Raw genomic sequence first — 19,214 nt, 5'->3', positions numbered from 1 at the left:
AACTTAGCGAAATAAATAACCTTCATTCAAGGAGAGAAAATGCTGAAAATCGATATGCGCAAGATTTATAATTTCTATCCCGTTGAACCCGCTCCAGATCCGGCGAAGCTCCCGACCAGCGGCGATTTATATTATGAATGCCTGGAATGTACGGAGATTGTTAATTCTTTGCCATTTATCAAATCAGCATGCAGCTGTGGAAATCTCGTAGGGAGTGAAGGAAAGCTTATTGTGAAAAATCCAGAATCTGTTCGGGTTATTCGTGGCAAATTACGATGAGCTGATATCTTCTATTGATCCGGGCAGATGAAGTTTGAAGTTTCAAGCGGCATATTTGACCCTCGGATCTTGAAAGAAGCTTTTGACCCGTTCGGGTGATTGTTCAAGTTTAACCATGTGTTCGGTGGCAGCGAGTTTGAGTTTGGCCTTGGTGCGCACCGGCACTTTCGTCCCGATGGCATGCTTGAGGTCGGCATTGAGGCGTTCCTCCGGATTCAGTTCCGGGCTATAGCTGGGCAGGTAGAACAGCTCGATTTTGTCTTGTCGTTCAGCGACCCATGCCTTGACCTGTTTGCTGTGATGAACCCGCAGATTGTCGAGAATCAAGAATACCTTCTTCCCGGCATCCTTGATCAGCGCTTCGAGGAATTCGATCAGCCTGTCGGCGTTGAAGGCCTCGTCGATAATCATCCAGCGTGTTTTGCCCTGATTCGTCACTGCGGCAATCATCGATAGCTTCTGTCGCGTACCACCAGCCGCGTAGGTGACTGGCGTCTTGCCTGCCGGAGCATAGCAACGACCGCGCACATCGGTATTGACCAAGGCGGTTTCATCGCCCCAGTGAATCTCGCCGCCTTCCGCCTTGGCGCGCTTCTCAATTTCCGGGTATTGCTCGTTGAGCCAGGCTTGTACGGCTTCAGGCCGCTGCTCATAGGCCTTCTTGATCGGCTTCTGGGGAGTGAAACCCCAACGTGACAGATAGTTGCCTACGCCGCGCACCGACAGCTTGATGCTGTACTCCCGCTCTATCAGTTGCATGACCGCCGCCCGATTCCACAGCGCAAATTCCATCTTCAGTTGCTCCGGACGCTTGTCACAAATGATCTTGCGGATGGCTTGTTCCTGCTCCTCTGTCAGTGACCGCCCTTGACCAGTACGCTTGCCTCGCATCCCTGGCTTCAGGGCGGAAAATCCGCCTTCTTCATACCGATCTATCGCAAACCGAACTGTCGGATACGAAAGCCCACTGAGCTCAACAATTTGCATCACGCCGTAGCCCTTGCGATGCAACCGCACCACTTGCTTGCGCCGTTCATGCAGTTGCTCCAGCGTCGAATATCTTGCGTCGTCTTTTTCCATTTCAACAAGATGGGGGCGGTTCATAAATTTCAAGTATTATTGTGCCGAGTCAATAAGTTACTCTTTGAGAATTTCCTTGTCTTAACTTAATACTGCTCAAGTATTGTCAATCGGAGTAATTCCGGCATAGATTGTTTTTCAAATCAAGCGAAGAACTGAAGGTTAAAAGTAGAAGCAGTAATTCTGAACTAAAAACCCAGTTCTTCCGCATTATCAATTTTCTCTAAATCTTTAATCCGGTTGCAATTCTAGGAAGTTTCTCCATGCTGCGAATCAGAAAGTATTCGATGCACTGCAGAAATAAATGAAGATCCCAGATTGCCGTTTGAACAAACCGTGGTGAATGTCATCAAAATTGAGTGTATCAAACAACCGGTTCAGCAATCATAAGCCTGTGATTCTGATTATTTCTCAATTCAGTGAGTGCTTGCTCACGAAATGATAGTTAATTCGATGAAAAAATATTCACGCAGGAAATTGCTGCAGTTTAGTCTGATCAGCAGTGTAGCTGGAATTTTAGGGATGGATAGCCGTTTTGCCAAGGCTTTAGCGTTGATGTCCACGCCCAGTGAAACCGAAGGGCCGTTTTACCCGGTAGCGAATCAAAAAGATAAAGATGCCGACTTGACGCACATCGATGGTTATCTTGACCGTGCAGCCGGACAATATATTATGATCAGTGGCCGTGTGACCGATATTTACGGTAAGCCGGTGGGAAAAGCATTACTTGATATTTGGCAAGCGGATGCCAACGGCCGCTACCGCCATCCTCGTGATCCCAACAAAGCCAAACTCGATCAAAATTTCCAAGGCTGGGCGGTGATTCAAACCGATGATGAGGGTTTGTATCGTTTCAAGACAGTGATGCCCGGTGCATATCCAGCCAGCAGAACTTGGACGAGACCGCCGCATATTCACCTGAAGATTTTTAAACCCGGCTATGAAGCATTGACAACCCAGATGTATTTTCCCAACCAGGAACTGAATAAAAGCGACTTATTATTGGGCCAAAAATCGGTTGTGGAACAATCCGCCATGATTGTCGCGGAAAAAGCCCGGGAAGGAAATTTGATTTTTTACGAGTACAATATCGTTCTTGATTTACTCCGTAACTAAACTATGACAACTAAACACAGTACACTGCTAATCCTTGGTTCCGGACCAGCCGGATATACCGCGGCAGTTTATGCGGCGCGGGCGAATTTGAAGCCGGTTTTAATCACCGGATTGGCGCAAGGCGGTCAATTGATGACGACAACGGATGTTGATAACTGGCCCGCTGATGCCATTGGGGTGCAGGGGCCGGAATTGATGGAGCGGTTCCAGAAACATGCCGAGCGCTTTGAAACCGAAATTATTTTCGATCATATTCATACAGCAAAGCTGACGGAAAAACCGATCCAGTTGATCGGCGATCAGGCAAGCTACACGTGCGACGCACTGATCATTGCGACTGGAGCTTCTGCTCAATATCTTGGATTGCCTTCGGAAGAAGCGTTTATGGGACGAGGTGTTTCAGCGTGCGCCACTTGTGATGGTTTTTTCTATAAGGGACAAGATGTCGCTGTCATAGGCGGCGGCAATACCGCGGTGGAGGAGGCTTTATATCTGGCTAACATCGCTCGTAGTGTTACGGTTGTGCATCGGCGTGATCAATTCCGGTCGGAAAAAATTCTGATCGACAAATTGATGGAAAAGGTTCAGAACGGCAATATCAAGCTAGCGTTAAACCATGTGCTGGATGAAGTGCTCGGCGACCAATCCGGTGTCACCGGCATGCGCATCAAGAGTACGCAAGATCATTCCACAAAAATGATCGACTTGCAGGGGGTTTTTATTGCCATTGGCCACAAACCTAATACCGATATTTTTACTGGCCAATTGCAAATGGAAAACGGCTATATCGTGACTCGTGGAGGTAGCCAGGGAAATGCGACGGCGACGGATATTCCGGGGGTATTTGCTGCAGGCGACGTACAAGATCATATTTACCGGCAGGCGGTTACCAGTGCGGCCAGCGGCTGCATGGCCGCGTTAGATGCAGAAAAGTATCTGGATGATTTAAAAAAATAAATCTAAAACCGGATCGATGTGAATTTGTGGTAAGGCAATGGCCCATAACGACTCTGTCAGTGACGAAGATGATAAAGCGCTATTTCACACTGCAATGCGTGATGTAGCGCCATTACCCGCTTCGGACAGATTGCCGCAAAGCCGCGCGAAGGCTTCGGTTCCGCGGAAATCCAGACATATCGATGAAACGGCCTTAGCAGACAATCTTTCCGACCATATTGCTATCGAGCTGGAAACAGGTGATGCGTGGTCTTTCATACAGCCTGGCATGTCAGCTCAGACGCTGAGGCGATTACGCCGCGGTTACTGGAAAATCGATGAGACATTGGATTTGCATGGATTTACTCGCGATGAAGCAAGGCAGGAATTGACTCTTTTCCTGGAAAATTGCTTACGTGATCGCTACCGTTGTATTCGTATCGTTCATGGGAAGGGATTAGGCTCAAAAGACCGCGAACCGGTTCTAAAGACAAGAGTCGGTAATTGGCTGATTCAGTGCGCGGATGTATTGGCTTTTTGTCAGGCGAGACCAGTTGATGGAGGAGGTGGTGCTCTGTTGGTCTTGCTTAGAAGTAAAAACTGAATCCGGCAATCCGCGACTCTATAGCGAAGGTGTCGATTCTTTCGGAAAGTCTCTCTCATACTTACTCTGACATTGAATGCAACGTTGCGCGGATGGTTGCGCAAGCAGGCGTTCAAATCCGATTTCATTACCGCAATCAATGCAGTCGCCAAATTCCAGTTCGCTTAGGTATTTCATGGATATTTCGAGCTCGCGCATTTCATTGATTTGCCGGTCGACCAACGCCGTGTCGATATCATCTGGAATCTGATTCAGATAATTCTCCAGTTTTGAGTTGCTAATATCTTGATTATGCGCCAGTTCATTCCGAACTTCCTGCTGTAAATCCAGGTATCGTTTGTGAAGCGCAGCTTTCAATTGAGTTAATTGTGTTTCGGTAAAATTGGCCATCTTTGCTCCTTACTTGATCTATATCCAATAATATTGCCGGAGTCGCTATTTTCAATCCTTTATTAATCGGGAAGGCGTGAACCGGAAGGATTTTTGTTCGATTCTTTTGCCTGAAATCCTTTCAAGTCCGCGATTATCTCCGTTGAATTTCGTGACGCGCTTGCTGATAAATACATGCGAGCAATTCTTCCTTCCGGATCAATCAAAAAAGTGTTGCGCTTAGCAAACTTGATGAATCCAAGATTAACGAGAGAATGATAATCAGCAGCCGTTTGTGCAGCGGTATCCGCCAGTAGCGGAAATTGCAATTGATATTTTTGTGCAAATTCGGCATGACTATCGGTATCGTCTACGCTCACGCCGACAACTGCCGCGCCTAAATGTACTATTTCCTGCAAGCCATCGCGAAAAGAACAGGCTTGCTTTGTACAACCTGGCGTGTCATCTTTGGGGTAAAAATACAAAGCTAGCCATTTTCCGTGAAAGTCCGAGAGGGTGTGGACTTTGCCGTGATGGTCGGGCAGTCTGAAATCCGGCGCAGATTGACCTAATTGGAGTGTTTTGTTTGTGGAAAAAAACCAAAACATAAATCCCAACGCAAGTGCTGACAACAGAATTGTAATCCATTCCATGATATTAAATCCTTATTCGGCTTGTTGTGCGTATCAATCTCGTTGAATCAATATTAGAACAGCTGTAATCGCCGGTTTCCGGCAGGAGTAATGGCTCATAATCTTGTGAATTGCTTACAGTAGCAGCTGCTCAAAGCTGCAGATCCCTAAATAGAACCAAACAAGAAAGTAAAAGTTTCAGACATACGTTCGAGTACAAACAGTATCACACCACAAAAAAACAATTCAATCCGCATCAGAGTAATCGCCGATGTTTGTCTGCGAACCACTGTTTTATCGTTATCCGCGATTGATTAGTGGCGATCTCGGCATCAATACTATCGCAGTCTGTGGTTTTATTGACGATTTCGTCGTTGAATCTTACAACCGCTGTCTCTATCGCTTTGAAGAAATCTACATATCCAGTTTATTCATTCCATGAGATTAGCGTAAAATGCGAAGTTTGCCCTGGTAGCTCAGTGGATAGAGCAACCCCCTCCTAAGGGGTAGGTCGCACGTTCGATTCGTGTTCAGGGCGCCAGTGAAGTTGAGAATTGGCGGCGATAACGGGTGTCGCTCTTTTTTGATCAAAGAGAAAGGGCTATGTGCTAATTGGAATGATGGTAACTGACAATTTCTTCGTTTAGAATTTGCAGATCGGCAGATCTTATCGGGGGCAGGATTAAAAGGGGTCTAAGATTCAGGTTTATTGGATGAACGGCCAAAGCAAGTTGGCAGCGCTTTGAGCAATCAAGCAATCAATGAATTGCTGGTAAGGAATACGCAAATAACGAGTGTTCAGTTCTTTGGAACCGCTGATTAGTTTTAGGTTTACTGGAAAAATGCTGCGTTATTTTTTGAAATCGAATACGAGTGAGTTTTTATTTTTTTAGATAGATGTTGTGTGCATTTCAACGTATGTACGCAATAAAAGAGCAAATATCCATTGTTGGAGGGATACAAATGATTAAAGTACTACTTTCAAATCCGCGAGGATTCTGTGCCGGTGTGGATCGTGCAATAGAAATTGTTGAACGCGCGCTAACGATGCATGGGGCACCGATCTACGTTCGCCATGAAGTAGTGCATAATCGCTTTGTGGTAGAAAACCTGGAGAAGAAAGGTGCTGTGTTTGTGGAAAATTTGGATGAAGTACCGCAAGACAGTATTCTTATTTTTAGTGCACATGGTGTGTCGCATGCAGTACGCCGTGAAGCTGCGGAGCGCAAGTTAAAAGTTTTTGATGCCACTTGCCCACTGGTTACCAAAGTTCATGTTGAAGTTGCAAAAATGCGTAAGGAAGGGAAAGAAATCATCATGATTGGTCACCAAGGACATCCCGAAGTTGAGGGGACAATGGGACAAATCGAGGGTGATGACAAAGGAATGTATTTGGTGGAAACGGAAGCCGATGTCGAAACTCTGAATGTCAAAGACGAAGCTAACTTGGCTTATGTCACGCAAACTACCCTGTCAGTTGATGATGCTGCAAGGATTGTCGATGCGCTAAAAAAACGGTTTCCGATGATAACCGGTCCGAAAAAAGATGACATTTGTTACGCTACTCAGAATCGGCAGGATGCTGTGAAAAAAATGGTGAATCAATGTGATTTGGTCATAGTGGTCGGTTCTCCAAATAGCTCTAACTCTAACCGTCTATGCGAGGTGGCAAGAAATGCAAATGTTGAAGCCTATATGGTTGATCGTGCCGAACAGTTGCAGGAAGGGTGGTTTGTCGGGAAGAGAAACATTGGTATCACAGCAGGAGCTTCTGCTCCGGAAATTCTGGTACAGCAAGTAATATCCCGTCTAAAACAAATTGGTGCTGAACAAATCGGTGATGATGTAACGATCGAAGAATTGAGCGGCGTGGTTGAATCTGTGGTGTTTCCTCTTCCTAAGGCTTGATTTATCAATGACCATTCCAGCCCATCCGATAAGGGCTGACATCAAATGGCTGCGCCGATTCCGTTAGTTCATTAACCAGTATTTCGGCGCTACCAGGAGCCATTGTTACGCCGTAACGGAAATGCCCGCAATTGATTGATAAGTTACGAATTTCCGGGTGTCGTCCAATAGTCGGGATATTTTTAGGCGATGCAGGTCTGAGTCCCGACCAATGCCTTTTGAGAGGCATTTGGTAAAGTAATGGCAAGATTTTTCCCGCATTCCCAATTAGGTGTTCGAACGCTGCTGCAGTTGTCTGTTTGTTAAACCCAACGTCTTCCAATGTGCTGCCTATGAGTACATGGCCATCTTTGCGAGGGATGATGTATAAATCTTCCCGGACGATGATATGGTCTATTGGCGGGGTATCGAATTTATATAACAGCATTTGTCCTCTTATCGGTTTGATGTCCAGCTTAAGAGCATGAATTCCCAATGTTTCTTTACTCCAGGCGCCGGTAGTGACGATAAAATGATCGGCTTTAAATTCTCCGCATGCGGTGGTGACAGATGTTATCTGCTGCGACTCTGTGTTTAGTGGATAAACATCGCAATTTTCAATGATTCTTCCACCTAACTGTTTAATTCGTGTAAATAAGGCGTTTATCAATCTTGGATTGCGTACTTGGGCGATATCCGGTAAATACAACGCGTGATCATCAATCTTTTTGCCGGTAGAACCGACACACTCTTCGTTGATTCGGGTGAGAGGGGTCTCGATATGTTCTATCGTTATTCCGCGAATTTGGCACCAATCCATCGCAATGTTTGCTTGGAAAGGCGGAAATATCAGCATGCCGGATCTATTGTATTCAGGATCTACCCCGGTATTTTTCTTCAAGCTGGACGTCCAGGCTGGAAATAGTCCAATACTGTAACCGGTAAGCTGGGTTACAGCATCAGAATAGTTCCAGGGGAAGAGCGGTGACAAGATACCACCACCAGCCCAGGAAGATTCCTGCCCTATTTTGTTTCTTTCCAAAATCGTGACGCTGGCACCTTGTGCCAAAAGACGCTCAGCTGATGCAAGACCCATGATCCCAGCGCCGATGATAATGATGTCCTGTTTCATGATGTTTGATTATCCGTTTATACCAAAAATGAAGAGCCCAGGGAAATCCAATAATTCTATCTGATACCGATCATAGTTAGTCGTAACCGACTGCCCAAGCGGTCAAAGAAGTGATTCATCTTTACTTCGCTAAAGTTTCTTGTGATTGCAGCCGCTAAAAAAACGACAAAAATATTCTGGTTTGATTTAAAAGAAAGCAGCAAAGCAGTAGTGGGGATCCCGGGAATGAATAATGTCTGTAAATATAATCAGTTACAAATTCAATGTGGTTTTACCATGGTTGAGTTGCTTGTGACATTAAGTCTGGCAAGTATTTTGTTATCCGTTGCAGTTCCCAGTTACCGTACTTTTACTCAAGATAATTTAATGGTTGTACATAGCAATAATTTCGCATCTTCAATTACTTTAGCAAAAAGCGAAGCAATCAGACGCAGCAGCCAGGCAACTATGTGTCCGAGTACTAATGGTACCAGTTGTACAGGGGGTACCGTATGGTCGGATGGTTGGCTGGTTTTTGCAGATGCCAACGGTAATGGCGTTGTTGATGCTGGGGATCAAATCTTGCATGTGAATGCGGCGCTTTCTGGTGGAAATACCCTTAGATCTGGGCCAACACGTACTAGAGTTACTTTCACGGCAAATGGTTTTTCATCAGGGTTTAATGGCACTTTCTCTTTATGTGACAGCCGTGGAGCAACGTATTCGAGAGCATTGGTTCTGAATAATCAAGGTCGTCTGCGTTCTGAAACTGGAACTGGAACATGTGGATGAATCGCGCATACTTGGAGAAAAAGCCACGAAATAATAGTGGTTTCAGCCTGATAGAAGTCCTCATTACGATCTTAATTGTATCTTTTGGCTTGCTTGGTATGGCAGCGTTGATTTTGTCAGGGGCGCGCAGCAACAATATTGCGCACTACCGTTCAATTGCTAGTAAGCAAACCGAAGACATCGCCGATCGTATGCGTGCGAATTTAGCTGGGGTTACTGCCGGAGCTTACAATGCACTCACAGCAACTATCCCCGCAAGTAACGACTGTTTGACGAATATTTGCAATGCCGCACAAGTCGCGGCGTATGACCATGCGCAATGGAACACCGCCAATTCCAGATTACTTCCTGGTGGTACAGGAACAGTGAATGGCAGTGTGGCGATTGGTTTTGTGATCACGCTAATGTGGACTGAAAAAGAAATGAATGGCCAAGCGGATCTTGCGTGTCCTGGCGGAACCCCAGTCAATACTCGCTGTTTTTTAACAAGATTTTCTCCATGAGAACGGATACTAAATTCTTTGAATGTTCAAGTCAACGAGGCTTTAGCTTGGTTGAACTGATGATAGCCATGACGTTGGGGTTGGTTTTGCTATTAGTCATTGGGACAGTTTTTGTTAGCAGCCGCCAGATTTTTCGTGAGCAAGAGGATAATGCCCGACTTCAAGAAAGTGGCCGATACGCACTTGAAATTATTGGGCGAAGTATCAAACAAGCGGGACATGTAGAGGTTCCTTTCACGGGTTTCAAAGTTGCTTTTGAGGGTACTGCGATCAGCGGAACGAATGGTGCCGGTGGCGTTGCAGATACTCTGACGGTGCAATACGAAGGTGCTGTCGGCGACAGAGATTGCGAAGGTACTGGGGTGACTGTTGCCGGAAGAATTATTCAAAATCATTTTAATCTTGACTCGCTTAATGCTCAATTACAGTGTAAAGGTGATATCGCGGATATACCTCCTGTACCAGCAGCACCGCCATCAGGACAAGTGTTACTGGATAATGTTGAAGATTTCCAAGTACTCTACGGAATAGATACCAGCGGCGATCAATCTGTTGATCAATATACAGAAATGCCGGTGGACTGGAATCAAGTTGTGACTACTCGTATCTGTGTGTTGATTCGTTCGGAGAAATTAAATGTGGTATCCGCAGGAAACTACCTCAATTGTAGTGGCACATCAGTAGCGATTCCTTCAGATAGACGGCTAAGACGAGCATTTACGGCAACTATCAATTTGCGGAACCGTATAAATTCTGCGCCATGAATAAAAATCCTAATTTTCATTTTAAGCAAAGGGGGGCTGTATTTGTTACCGGCCTAATCTTCCTTATGGTGCTAACCCTATTAGGTATTACTGCGGTGAGAATGGCAACAGTAGAGGAACGAATGTCTGGAAATATGCGTGACCGCATGCTGGCAATGCAAGCAGCTGAAATGGGACTGCGTTATGCTGAACAGCATATCCGCGATAACGACCCTACAACGACTTCACCGAAACCTATTGAGGGATTATCTGAATTTGATACTGGATGTACGGATGGGCTTTGTTACTACGGTGCTGGCGCAGAGGCGCCGGGAGTGGTTGTTGATACGGTATCTTCTTGGACTACTTATTGTACTCCGACATGTCCGATTGCCTATGTTGAAGGGACAATTTTCAGGGTGGACGGTGTGACATATACAGCACCTATATTACCTGCTGGAGTGCCCGCACCAACTTATCTTATTGAAGGGATACAGAAAACACCGCCAGGAAATGTATTGCGTAACTATTATCGAATTACGATTCGTGCTCAAGGTGCAAAACAAGGTACGGTTGTGTGGCTGCAAGAAATATTTAGACCATAAATCTTCCCGATAAATAAAAGGGGCTTGGTATCATGAAGAGGGTATTCTTTTGTAGTTCTATATCAGTAAATAGTCTGGTCGGGGCAGCCTTATTTTTTGCCGTTAATTTGTCCCATGCGCTTCCACCATTATCAAATGGTCCGCTTTTTCTCGGAGGAAATATCTCTCCGAATGTGATGTTCACACTGGATGATTCAGGATCCATGCATTTTGAGATCATGCCGGAAGAGTTGATTATCCAAGAAGTGCGTTATATGTTTCCACGCGCATCAGGTGTATACGGAGCTGATGATTACAACAGCTACGTGGTCGATTTTGATCCTGCGAACAGGTATGCCGCTAAGTTACGCTCTAGCTATGTTAACAAAATCTATTACAATCCAACTGTCAGATACTTGCCTTGGAGTAATGCAGATGGATCACTGATGAGCAATGCGAGTCCAACATGTGCTCACCATAATCCATTCAACACGGGAGTGGGTTGTCGAAATCTTACCGTGAATAACACGCAGACGGCTCGTTGGCTGAAAGATGACGGAACACGATCTTCCAGTACCTCTAAAACTTTTTATCCTGCAGTCTACTTCAATTACAATTCTGGCAGCATCAATGCTGCAAGCAGTTATACGCAAGTTCAGATTATATCAACAACTTCAACTTATACCGGTGGGCCTAATCGTACCGACTGTGTTGCAGCTCCTACATGTACTTATGCTGAAGAAATTCAAAATTTTGCCAATTGGTATACCTATTATCGATCTCGCATATTGTTGGCACGCGCAGGGATTGGGCGGGCTTTTGCTGCACAAGGTAATACCATGCGGGTTGGTTTCGCCGCAATCAATAAAGGATCTACGACGGTCGATGGTGTAGCAACAACCGTTGTAAAAACTGGTGTCCGGCAATTTACCGGAACCGATCGAACAAATTTTTTTAATAATCTTTATGATCATGATATTCCGGCAGAAGGTACGCCGCTCCGGGAAGCATTAATGGCGGTCGGTGAGTATTTTAAACGAGCGGATGATAAAGGGCCTTGGGGACAAACACCGGGATCGACTGGTGGTACTCAGCACGTATGCCGGCAAAATTATAATATTTTGATGACGGATGGTTATTGGTCCGAGACTTCCTTCACGAGCGTGAATAACTCCGATAATGAGTCTGGTAGCTCAATCGTCAATGACTCTTCTCCGGCCGTTCCCGCGAGTTATAGTTATGTTCCGGCGCTTCCCTATTCGGATGCGTATAGCAACACGCTGGCCGATGTGGCAATGCGCTATTGGAAGAGCGATTTGCGTACAGATTTACCCAATAAAGTGCCAACTAACCCGCATGATCCAGCTTTCTGGCAGCATTTGGTGAATTTTACCGTCGGTTTGGGTGTTCAAGGTTCCCGCTCTTCAATACCAACTGGGGCGGAGACCTGGCCGGACCCAATCTTAAATGATGCGAATAAAATTGATGATTTATGGCATGCCGCGGTAAATAGCCGTGGAGAGTTTTTTAGCGCCGCTGATCCAACAGCATTTACGAATGCGTTAACGAATGCTCTAAGAACTATTGTTGCCAGAACTGGTTCTGCTTCGGCAGTAGCAGCCAATTCCAACTCATTAACGACAAATGGTCGTGTATATCAGGCAAAATTTAATAGTGGCGACTGGAGTGGCCAGCTTCTGTCAATTCCGATCAACTCCTCAGGTGTAATGGGTACAACTGAATGGAATGCCGGAGAAATATCTCTTGCTTCGGGATCAATAAGCCCTTCTTCTCGAGTAATTATTACAAAAGGCAGTAGTAGTGATGGGGTTTCATTCGAGTATGGCAATTTAACTTCTGCACAAAAAGATCTGCTCAACAAAAATGCATCGGGTGTTATTGATAACTGCGGGCCTGAAAGAGTAGCATTTCTGCGAGGAGACGCAGCACGTGAAAATGCAAGCGGAACATTCACTTGCGCTAGTTCAACGGCTGTTAATAATTTTCGTGTTCGTCCAACAAGTAAACTGGGCGATATTATTAACTCTGGTCCACTTTATGTAGGGAAACCGATTGCTGGTTATTCCAATGTGGATCATCCTGGGTATGCAGCTTTTAAAAATAATTATAAAGATCGTGTACCCATGATATACGTGGGGGCTAACGATGGAATGTTACACGGGTTTAATGCCTGTATACCTGGCGTGACACCTGGATGCACCAGCGCGGATGCCGGCAAGGAATTACTAGTCTATGTACCTAGCACAACCTATGAGAATCTGAGTAGGCTAACTGATAAAAACTACACTTCAAATCATCGATATTTTGTTGATGGCTCTCCAATGATGGGAGATGTTTATTCGAGCGCTACTTCGACATGGAGAACTTTACTAGTTAGTGGCTTAAATGGAGGCGGGCAGGGATATTTTGCATTGGATGTGACTAATCCTGCAGATGCGGCAAAATCAGCTCCAACTTTTACTGCAGCGAATGCGGCCAGTTTATTGTTATGGGAATTCACGAGTAATGATGATGCGGATATGGGTTATAGCCACAATCTTCCGCAAATCAATCCATTTAACAGTCAATCGATGCAGATCGTTAAAATGGAGAATAATCAATGGGCTGTGATTGTCGGTAATGGTTATAACAGTACGGGGGGTAAAGCAGTTCTTTATATTTTATTTATTTCTGGTGGAGAAGATGGTTCTTGGACATTAGGTACAGATTATATAAAGTTGATCGCCGATGCTGGGACAGGAAACGGTCTTTCCACGCCAACTCCATTTGATTCGAATGGAAATGGGAAAGTTGATGTGATCTACGCCGGTGATTTCAAAGGGAACTTATGGAAATTCGATGTCAGCACATCTTCTCCGGCAAGCTGGAAAGTTGCTATTAGCGGTGCGCCCTTATTTTCATCGGGTACATCCAAGCCGATTATTTCTCCGCCTTCGGTAAGTTTTCATCCAAAAGGGGGGCAACTTGTCCTATTCGGAACAGGCAAATATTTGGAGACAGCAGATACAACGACTATCAATACCCAATCCATTTATGGTGTCTGGGATAACAATACAACTGCAACCGTAGCAGTAAGCTCACTTGTTCAACAAGTAATGACTGATGCCTCCTCCGTAAGAACACTGACACAGAATGCCGTGCCATACTCGACAACGGTTAAAGGCTGGTACATTGATTTACCAGTTAGCGGTGAGAGACTCACAGGCATTCCCAACTTGGAGGATGGCATTCTGGTTTTTAACACGATCGTGCCGTCTGCGTCACCCTGTGATTTTGGTGGTAGAGGGTTTGTTAATGCTATCAACTATTTGACGGGCGGGATGCTGCCATTTCCAGCATTTGATACCAATAGAAATCGAGTTCTGGCACTCGACGATGGTTTATCCGCAGGTATTGAAATCGGATTTTCCGTGGGCGGCGTTACGCGTATTAGAGGACACTCGGATGAGTCACATGATATTCTCGTTTATTCGCAAGCAGACGGTTTATTAAATCAAGCCACTACTGCAAAAGGCGCGGCGGGGCTGCGAGGCAGGATTACTTGGCGTGAGCTTATTCAATAATAGTCGAGTCAAAAAATATTTATTTAATTCTTAATATTGCGAGAACTATGAATTTAAAATTTTCTTCTATCAAAGTGACGGGATTTACATTAATTGAGTTAATGGTTGCCGTCGCTATTTTAGGTATCCTTGCATCGGTTGCTTTACCTTCCTACCAAAATTATGTAAGGCAGTCTAACCGCGCTGTCGCCAAATCGTTGCTCTATGAGAATGCACAATTCATGGAACGTTTTTATACACAAAATAATCAATATGACGCGACTGTAGGAGCGGATGGTGTTGCGAATAGAGGGGGAGACGATATCGCGGTTGCTTTGCCGCTTACACAATCACCCAGAAATGGAACAGCTCAATATAATATTTCATTGCAAGCGGTAACGGACAATACATTTATCCTCCAAGCAATTCCGACCGGGACGATGGCGGGCGATATCTGTGGAACGCTTACGTTGACACATACAGGCGTGCAAGGCGCCGATGGTAATATCGCGGATTGTTGGAATCGCTAGTTTAAAAGATAGCTTCTTTAGAGAAAATTGTCGGAAGGAAGCGTGTTGCTTAGCGTGAACTCTGCTTATTCTCTAATTTCTTGCTCAATCTGATCCGCCGTTACATGGCGCACATCTTTACCCTTTACCATATACACGACATATTCCGACATATTCTTGGCATGGTCTCCGATGCGCTCAATAGCTTTGGCAATAAACACAATCTCCAGGCACGTGGAGATTTTTCTAGGGTCTTCCATCATAAATGTAATTAATTGCCGCAGAATAGAGCGAAATTCTTCATCAACGAATTCATCCTGCCTGACAATTTGTGCGGCTGCGTTTAAATCCAGTCGTGCAAATGAGTCAAGTGCCTTATGCAGCATATCCATCGCGATACTTGCGACATGTTTAATCTCATTAAAACGTGGAATATGCATCCGATCCGAGGAATAGATTAATTTAGCCATACGCGCAATTTTCGCGGCTTCATCACCGATACGTTCCAGATCGGTAATGGTTTTTATGACCATCATAATCAAACGCAAGTCACTTGCTGTAGGTTGCCGACGTGCAATAATCTGATTGCAAATTTCATCAATGGATACTTCCATAGCATTCACTCGATGATCTCGCGTGATAACTTGATCGATCAATTCCTCATTTCCGCTGGTCAGCGCGTCAATGGCATATTCGATCTGTTCTTCGACAAAACCACCCATTTGCAGAACACGCGTACGTACTTCTTCGAGATCTGCATCGAACTGCTTAGAGATATGTTCTTTGTTTGCCATAAAATGTAGCCTTTGTCATTTCAAGATGAAATATACGAATCGGAACAGCTGATACCTATCAAGCAGTTATAGTACGTACACCATTATCGGTTCCCAGCAATAAAGTATCGGCTGGGCGTCGTGCAAAAAGCCCGTTGGTTACAATGCCTGTAATCTGATTAAGAGTTGCTTCAAGTTCTACAGGATTCATAATTTGCAAACCATGAATGTCCAAAATGACATTACCATTATCAGTTATAAAACCTTGGCGTAATGCCGGGTGCCCGCCTAAATGGACAATCTCGCGTGCAACATAACTACGGGCCATTGGAATAACTTCAATCGGCAATGGGAATTCCCCAAGAATGTTGACCAACTTAGTTTGATCGGTAATGCATACAAATTTACGTGCAACTGCTGCAACAATTTTTTCCCGTGTTAGAGCGCCACCGCCGCCTTTGATCATATGCAGATGTTCGGTAATTTCGTCGGCTCCATCAACATACACGGGCAAGTCAACAACATTATTCAGATCCAACACTTCAATGCCGTGACTTTTAAGACGCTGAGCCGTCGCATCCGAACTTGCAACTGCGCCTTCAATTTTGTGTTTTATTTTTGCAAGTTCATCAATGAAATAATTCGCTGTAGACCCCGTACCGACTCCTACAATACAACCGACTGGAATATGTTGAATTGCCGCTGCTGCAACTGCTCTCTTTTGTTCATCTTGTGTCATCGTAGCCATCATACTTTACAGAAAAATAATAATATAAGTTATCAGCATAGCGTTATCCGCTGAAATAGACAATGTTTCTAGCAGTCTAACAGAATGTCGTTTGATTACGGGCTGGAATAGAAGTACTATGGAAACGTTGATTTTTTGTTTTGCAATCGAGTTGCCGTGGTAATTAGCGCTTGACGCGCCTGCGACGAATTTGGTTTCGTGTGCTGTACTCAGCTTTTCTTGCATTTTATATTACTGGCGGATTGTGTAGCGCTTTCTTATTTTAATGGTATGAATTTGGCCGGCAATTCGGACACAAAAACACTGCGCAAGGTGACTAAATGAAAAAATTCCTTAGTTTGATGTTGATATCGCTAGCATTAGCTGCAATTACCATCAGTTCCGGCGTCTATAACTTTGCTGCCACAGAAAAGCACTGGCCTATTACAGAAAAGTTAATTGAGTGGATCCGGATCAGTTCTATCAATGCGCACGCAAAGGATATCGAAGTTCCACCGCTGGATAGCGGCGATATGATTAGGATCGGCGCCACGCACTACCATGCAATGTGCACAGGCTGTCATTTAGCTCCCGGCATGGAGCCGACTGAACTGTCGATCGGACTTTATCCGCAGGCGCCTGTTTTTTCTCAACGAGAAACAATCAGTAATCAAGCCGAAATGCTGGATCTGGCAAGGGGTTATTTTTGGGTTATCAAAAATGGCATTAAAATGACCGCTATGCCGTCTTGGGGATTGAGTCACGACGATGCGACCATTTGGGCGATGGTGGCGTTTATTTTTAAAATGAGCGGCATGACCCAAGCGCAATATAAGGAACTGACGCATTCAACCCGGGACCATGCGGCGGATCATGAGCACCATGATCATGCACGTTGATAATTGTTGTAATGCTTCCGATGAAATTCCGGTGGCTTCATCTGCAATAGCTTGCGATCTTGTTGATAGTTATCACCATGCAATTTACCGGATAGACACCGGGCCGGGATCAATCGCACTGCGAATCGGTCAATTTTCACGATCCCTTTCAGATCTTCTAAACGAACTTAAATGTACTCGCGCGGCAATTATTAGCGCTTACAACCCTTACAGCCAGCAATTGGGTCATGACGAAAACGAAACAGCGCATCGCTCGCTACGTAAATTATTAATCCACCGGTCTTACCCTATTATTGAAGGCATTAACCTCGACCCATCGGGGCATTGGCCCGTCGAAAAAAGCTTCTTTGTGGCGGGTTTGGATTTCGATACCGCTAAATTCATCGGGCAAAAGTATTCTCAGAATGCCATTTTATGGATGGCTGAGGATGCCGTGCCTCGTTTAGTCCTGCTGCGTTGACAGCATGGGAAATGCGTTGCGAGCCCATTTGCAATTTTTTTTGGAATTTACTATCAAATTAGTCCGGTATGGCTGGTAACGCAAACCGGATGCTATACTCTTTTTTTTCAATAACAGTTTGGGAGACAACGATGAAAAAAACACTCACCTTTCTGACACTGGCTTTTCTCAGTTTTGGATTGCTCGCCTTCGACGCAGAAGCAAAGCGCATGGGCGGTGGTAAAAATATCGGCACACAACGTCAAGCCGTAAACAAACAGCAAGCAACACCGACGCCACAACAAGCGCCTGCTGCCGCACCAGCGGCGGCGGCTTCTGGCGGCAGCAAATGGGGCGGCGCATTGGCTGGTCTGGCAGCCGGTGGTCTATTGGCAGCGCTTTTCATGGGTGGTGCGTTTGAGAATATCAATATGATGGATTTTGTTGTTTTAGCGTTATTGATAGGCGCAGTATTTTTCATTATCCGTATGCTGCGCAAACCCAGAACTGACGGACAAGCCGCTTCCATGCAATATTCCGGCATGAATACTGCGACACCGGATCGTTTTCAAACACCTCCGTTTGCCGGAGGGGCAACAACAGCCAGCGACAGCTCGTCAAATCAGCCGAATATTCCTGCTGACTTCAAGGTAGAGCCTTTCTTGCGCAACGCTAAAGCCTCGTTTATCCGTTTACAGGCTGCGAATGACCGTGGCGATATTAACGAAATCCGTGATTTTGCGACTACGGAAATGCTCGCTGAAATCAGCGCGCAAATTCAAGAACGCGGAGATGAGCCGCAACAAACCGAAGTCATGTTTATTGATGCCAATCTGCTGGAAGTCGAGACGACCAGCGACATGGCGATTGCCAGTGTCCGCTTTACCGGGCAACTGCGTGATTTGCCGGATGGCGAGCCTGAAGCGTTTGATGAAATCTGGCATGTGCAGAAAGATCTGAAAGATCCAGAGGCTACTTGGTTACTGGCCGGTATTCAGCAAGTTTCCTAGTATTATTCGCAAGAATTATTCAACACGAACCTGGCCGGGAAAGCATTGCATTGCTGGCCAGGTTTCTCAACAATCAGTCAGTGCTTAGAATGCTGCAATATTGATGTATCTCAATGGACGCTTAACTCGTATTGAATGAATTGAGACAGCGCTCTTCTCATGTATACGCGGCTATCGAAAGTCATACTGGTTTGGTCGATTGCATTTTTTGCAACCTTGGTGGCATTCAGCAATATCACCGATTACGACTCGAATTTTTTCTTTGTCGGCCATGTACTGACGATGGATACCACTTTTCCGGATAACAAAGGACTGTGGCGCGCCATCGACTCACCGTTTATCCATCATGCCGTGTATATTTTTATCATTGCGGTAGAAGCGCTGATTGCAGGGCTATGCTGGCTCGGTGGCTGGCGTTTGTGCCGGAACATCAAAGATCCCGCATCCTTTAATCAAGCGAAAAGTACGGCAATTCTGGGATTAACTCTTGGCTTCCTGCTGTGGTTCACGGGTTTTATGACCATCGGCGGTGAATGGTTTCTGATGTGGCAATCGGAAGTTGCCAATGGTCAGCAAGCCGCGTTCCGTTTTGTAATGATCATCGCTGTAACGCTGATCTATCTGATACAGGTTGATGACGAGCGTCATGCCTGAATGA

Annotated in this window: 21 protein-coding genes and 1 tRNA gene; 16 read left to right on the top strand and 6 right to left on the bottom strand. The window is 45.3% G+C overall.

All coding sequences use genetic code 11. From position 1 onward, the window contains the following. Nucleotides 1-39: 39 nt before the first annotated feature. Nucleotides 40-279: a hypothetical protein gene (locus tag RBH92_RS12755; protein WP_307932385.1), complete on the top strand. Its 240-nt coding sequence runs from the start codon at nucleotides 40-42 to the stop codon at nucleotides 277-279. Between the two features lie 42 nt (nucleotides 280-321). Here RBH92_RS12755 and RBH92_RS12750 read toward each other — a convergent pair whose 3' ends face one another. After that, nucleotides 322-1,359: an IS630 family transposase gene (locus RBH92_RS12750; protein ID WP_307931811.1), complete on the bottom strand. Its 1,038-nt coding sequence runs from the start codon at nucleotides 1,357-1,359 to the stop codon at nucleotides 322-324. A gap of 453 nt (nucleotides 1,360-1,812) precedes the next feature. Between RBH92_RS12750 and RBH92_RS12745 the strand changes: the two genes are divergently transcribed. From RBH92_RS12745 to RBH92_RS12735, 3 genes are read left to right on the top strand one after another with little or no spacing between them, the layout of a single operon-like run. Beyond that, nucleotides 1,813-2,475 (top strand): dioxygenase family protein, encoded by a 663-nt coding sequence (locus tag RBH92_RS12745; RefSeq protein WP_307932384.1) that lies wholly within the window; start codon nucleotides 1,813-1,815, stop codon nucleotides 2,473-2,475. Between the two features lie 3 nt (nucleotides 2,476-2,478). Next, nucleotides 2,479-3,432 carry a thioredoxin-disulfide reductase gene (gene trxB / locus RBH92_RS12740; protein ID WP_307932383.1) on the top strand — a complete coding sequence of 318 codons (954 nt, stop codon included), beginning with the start codon at nucleotides 2,479-2,481 and terminating at the stop codon, nucleotides 3,430-3,432. Nucleotides 3,433-3,469: 37 nt separating this feature from the next. Further along, nucleotides 3,470-4,015 carry a Smr/MutS family protein gene (locus RBH92_RS12735; protein WP_307932382.1) on the top strand — a complete coding sequence of 182 codons (546 nt, stop codon included), beginning with the start codon at nucleotides 3,470-3,472 and terminating at the stop codon, nucleotides 4,013-4,015. A gap of 18 nt (nucleotides 4,016-4,033) precedes the next feature. Here the strand turns inward: RBH92_RS12735 and RBH92_RS12730 are convergent, their stop codons facing one another. After that, nucleotides 4,034-4,405, bottom strand: coding sequence for a TraR/DksA family transcriptional regulator (locus RBH92_RS12730; RefSeq protein WP_307932381.1), 372 nt, complete (start codon nucleotides 4,403-4,405; stop codon nucleotides 4,034-4,036). 62 nt (nucleotides 4,406-4,467) lie between these two features. Next, complete coding sequence (locus RBH92_RS12725; protein ID WP_307932380.1) at nucleotides 4,468-5,037, bottom strand: peroxiredoxin; 570 nt, start codon at nucleotides 5,035-5,037, stop codon at nucleotides 4,468-4,470. A gap of 444 nt (nucleotides 5,038-5,481) precedes the next feature. Between RBH92_RS12725 and RBH92_RS12720 the strand changes: the two genes are divergently transcribed. Further along, a tRNA-Arg gene (locus RBH92_RS12720) sits at nucleotides 5,482-5,557 on the top strand. A gap of 422 nt (nucleotides 5,558-5,979) precedes the next feature. Next, nucleotides 5,980-6,924 (top strand): 4-hydroxy-3-methylbut-2-enyl diphosphate reductase, encoded by a 945-nt coding sequence (ispH, locus tag RBH92_RS12715; RefSeq protein ID WP_292922860.1) that lies wholly within the window; start codon nucleotides 5,980-5,982, stop codon nucleotides 6,922-6,924. Nucleotides 6,925-6,928: 4 nt separating this feature from the next. Here the strand turns inward: ispH and thiO are convergent, their stop codons facing one another. Next, a complete protein-coding gene (gene thiO, locus RBH92_RS12710) occupies nucleotides 6,929-8,035 on the bottom strand; it encodes a glycine oxidase ThiO (RefSeq protein WP_307932379.1) in 1,107 nt (368 codons plus the stop codon). Nucleotides 8,036-8,176: 141 nt separating this feature from the next. On the opposite strand from thiO, the gene RBH92_RS12705 reads away from it, so the two are divergent. From RBH92_RS12705 to RBH92_RS12680, 6 genes are read left to right on the top strand one after another with little or no spacing between them, the layout of a single operon-like run. Next, nucleotides 8,177-8,806: a GspH/FimT family pseudopilin gene (locus RBH92_RS12705; RefSeq protein ID WP_307932378.1), complete on the top strand. Its 630-nt coding sequence runs from the start codon at nucleotides 8,177-8,179 to the stop codon at nucleotides 8,804-8,806. Beyond that, complete coding sequence (gene pilV / locus RBH92_RS12700; protein ID WP_292922857.1) at nucleotides 8,803-9,309, top strand: type IV pilus modification protein PilV; 507 nt, start codon at nucleotides 8,803-8,805, stop codon at nucleotides 9,307-9,309. Before RBH92_RS12705 ends, pilV begins: the two co-directional genes overlap by 4 nt. Continuing rightward, nucleotides 9,306-10,073: a PilW family protein gene (locus RBH92_RS12695; protein ID WP_307932377.1), complete on the top strand. Its 768-nt coding sequence runs from the start codon at nucleotides 9,306-9,308 to the stop codon at nucleotides 10,071-10,073. The genes pilV and RBH92_RS12695 overlap by 4 nt, the downstream gene beginning before the upstream one ends. Next, nucleotides 10,070-10,657 (top strand): pilus assembly PilX family protein, encoded by a 588-nt coding sequence (locus RBH92_RS12690; RefSeq protein ID WP_292922854.1) that lies wholly within the window; start codon nucleotides 10,070-10,072, stop codon nucleotides 10,655-10,657. Before RBH92_RS12695 ends, RBH92_RS12690 begins: the two co-directional genes overlap by 4 nt. Before the next feature lie 32 nt (nucleotides 10,658-10,689). Next, entirely contained in the window at nucleotides 10,690-14,220 is a 3,531-nt protein-coding gene (locus tag RBH92_RS12685; protein ID WP_307932376.1) for a pilus assembly protein, read from the top strand. A gap of 47 nt (nucleotides 14,221-14,267) precedes the next feature. Next, nucleotides 14,268-14,729, top strand: coding sequence for a type IV pilin protein (locus RBH92_RS12680; protein WP_307932375.1), 462 nt, complete (start codon nucleotides 14,268-14,270; stop codon nucleotides 14,727-14,729). Between the two features lie 65 nt (nucleotides 14,730-14,794). Here RBH92_RS12680 and phoU read toward each other — a convergent pair whose 3' ends face one another. Next, entirely contained in the window at nucleotides 14,795-15,502 is a 708-nt protein-coding gene (gene phoU, locus RBH92_RS12675; protein ID WP_292922851.1) for a phosphate signaling complex protein PhoU, read from the bottom strand. Nucleotides 15,503-15,560: 58 nt separating this feature from the next. Beyond that, nucleotides 15,561-16,220 carry a ribose-5-phosphate isomerase RpiA gene (gene rpiA, locus RBH92_RS12670; protein WP_307932374.1) on the bottom strand — a complete coding sequence of 220 codons (660 nt, stop codon included), beginning with the start codon at nucleotides 16,218-16,220 and terminating at the stop codon, nucleotides 15,561-15,563. 329 nt (nucleotides 16,221-16,549) lie between these two features. Between rpiA and RBH92_RS12665 the strand changes: the two genes are divergently transcribed. The 4 genes from RBH92_RS12665 (at nucleotide 16,550) to RBH92_RS12650 (ending at nucleotide 19,210) form a co-directional block, all read left to right on the top strand. After that, nucleotides 16,550-17,107, top strand: coding sequence for a c-type cytochrome (locus RBH92_RS12665; protein ID WP_307932373.1), 558 nt, complete (start codon nucleotides 16,550-16,552; stop codon nucleotides 17,105-17,107). Next, nucleotides 17,082-17,567 (top strand): DUF3293 domain-containing protein, encoded by a 486-nt coding sequence (locus tag RBH92_RS12660; protein ID WP_307932372.1) that lies wholly within the window; start codon nucleotides 17,082-17,084, stop codon nucleotides 17,565-17,567. Before RBH92_RS12665 ends, RBH92_RS12660 begins: the two co-directional genes overlap by 26 nt. Nucleotides 17,568-17,698: 131 nt before the next feature. Beyond that, entirely contained in the window at nucleotides 17,699-18,556 is an 858-nt protein-coding gene (locus RBH92_RS12655; RefSeq protein ID WP_307932371.1) for a Tim44 domain-containing protein, read from the top strand. A 159-nt stretch (nucleotides 18,557-18,715) separates the two neighbouring features. Next, on the top strand, nucleotides 18,716-19,210 hold the full coding sequence (locus RBH92_RS12650; protein ID WP_307932370.1) for a DUF2165 family protein: 495 nt from the start codon (nucleotides 18,716-18,718) through the stop codon (nucleotides 19,208-19,210). Nucleotides 19,211-19,214 lie beyond the last annotated feature (4 nt).

This window comes from Nitrosomonas sp. sh817, from assembly GCF_030908545.1.
Classification (GTDB): Bacteria; Pseudomonadota; Gammaproteobacteria; order Burkholderiales; family Nitrosomonadaceae; genus Nitrosomonas.
This window is presented reverse-complemented; position numbering and strand designations above follow the sequence as displayed.

Excerpts from the sequence above, each read along its gene's own strand:
- trxB (WP_307932383.1), top strand. The coding sequence starts at position 2,479 with ATGACAACTAAACACAGTACACTGCTAATCCTTGGTTCCGGACCAGCC.
- RBH92_RS12685 (WP_307932376.1), top strand. The coding sequence starts at position 10,690 with ATGAAGAGGGTATTCTTTTGTAGTTCTATATCAGTAAATAGTCTGGTC.
- phoU (WP_292922851.1), bottom strand. The coding sequence starts at position 15,502 with ATGGCAAACAAAGAACATATCTCTAAGCAGTTCGATGCAGATCTCGAA.
- RBH92_RS12695 (WP_307932377.1), top strand. The coding sequence starts at position 9,306 with ATGAGAACGGATACTAAATTCTTTGAATGTTCAAGTCAACGAGGCTTT.
- RBH92_RS12725 (WP_307932380.1), bottom strand. The coding sequence starts at position 5,037 with ATGGAATGGATTACAATTCTGTTGTCAGCACTTGCGTTGGGATTTATG.
- RBH92_RS12680 (WP_307932375.1), top strand. The coding sequence starts at position 14,268 with ATGAATTTAAAATTTTCTTCTATCAAAGTGACGGGATTTACATTAATT.
- RBH92_RS12665 (WP_307932373.1), top strand. The coding sequence starts at position 16,550 with ATGAAAAAATTCCTTAGTTTGATGTTGATATCGCTAGCATTAGCTGCA.
- RBH92_RS12750 (WP_307931811.1), bottom strand. The coding sequence starts at position 1,359 with ATGGAAAAAGACGACGCAAGATATTCGACGCTGGAGCAACTGCATGAA.
- RBH92_RS12655 (WP_307932371.1), top strand. The coding sequence starts at position 17,699 with ATGAAAAAAACACTCACCTTTCTGACACTGGCTTTTCTCAGTTTTGGA.
- RBH92_RS12650 (WP_307932370.1), top strand. The coding sequence starts at position 18,716 with ATGTATACGCGGCTATCGAAAGTCATACTGGTTTGGTCGATTGCATTT.
- thiO (WP_307932379.1), bottom strand. The coding sequence starts at position 8,035 with ATGAAACAGGACATCATTATCATCGGCGCTGGGATCATGGGTCTTGCA.
- RBH92_RS12745 (WP_307932384.1), top strand. The coding sequence starts at position 1,813 with ATGAAAAAATATTCACGCAGGAAATTGCTGCAGTTTAGTCTGATCAGC.
- ispH (WP_292922860.1), top strand. The coding sequence starts at position 5,980 with ATGATTAAAGTACTACTTTCAAATCCGCGAGGATTCTGTGCCGGTGTG.
- rpiA (WP_307932374.1), bottom strand. The coding sequence starts at position 16,220 with ATGACACAAGATGAACAAAAGAGAGCAGTTGCAGCAGCGGCAATTCAA.
- RBH92_RS12660 (WP_307932372.1), top strand. The coding sequence starts at position 17,082 with ATGAGCACCATGATCATGCACGTTGATAATTGTTGTAATGCTTCCGAT.
- RBH92_RS12730 (WP_307932381.1), bottom strand. The coding sequence starts at position 4,405 with ATGGCCAATTTTACCGAAACACAATTAACTCAATTGAAAGCTGCGCTT.
- RBH92_RS12755 (WP_307932385.1), top strand. The coding sequence starts at position 40 with ATGCTGAAAATCGATATGCGCAAGATTTATAATTTCTATCCCGTTGAA.
- RBH92_RS12690 (WP_292922854.1), top strand. The coding sequence starts at position 10,070 with ATGAATAAAAATCCTAATTTTCATTTTAAGCAAAGGGGGGCTGTATTT.
- pilV (WP_292922857.1), top strand. The coding sequence starts at position 8,803 with ATGAATCGCGCATACTTGGAGAAAAAGCCACGAAATAATAGTGGTTTC.
- RBH92_RS12735 (WP_307932382.1), top strand. The coding sequence starts at position 3,470 with ATGGCCCATAACGACTCTGTCAGTGACGAAGATGATAAAGCGCTATTT.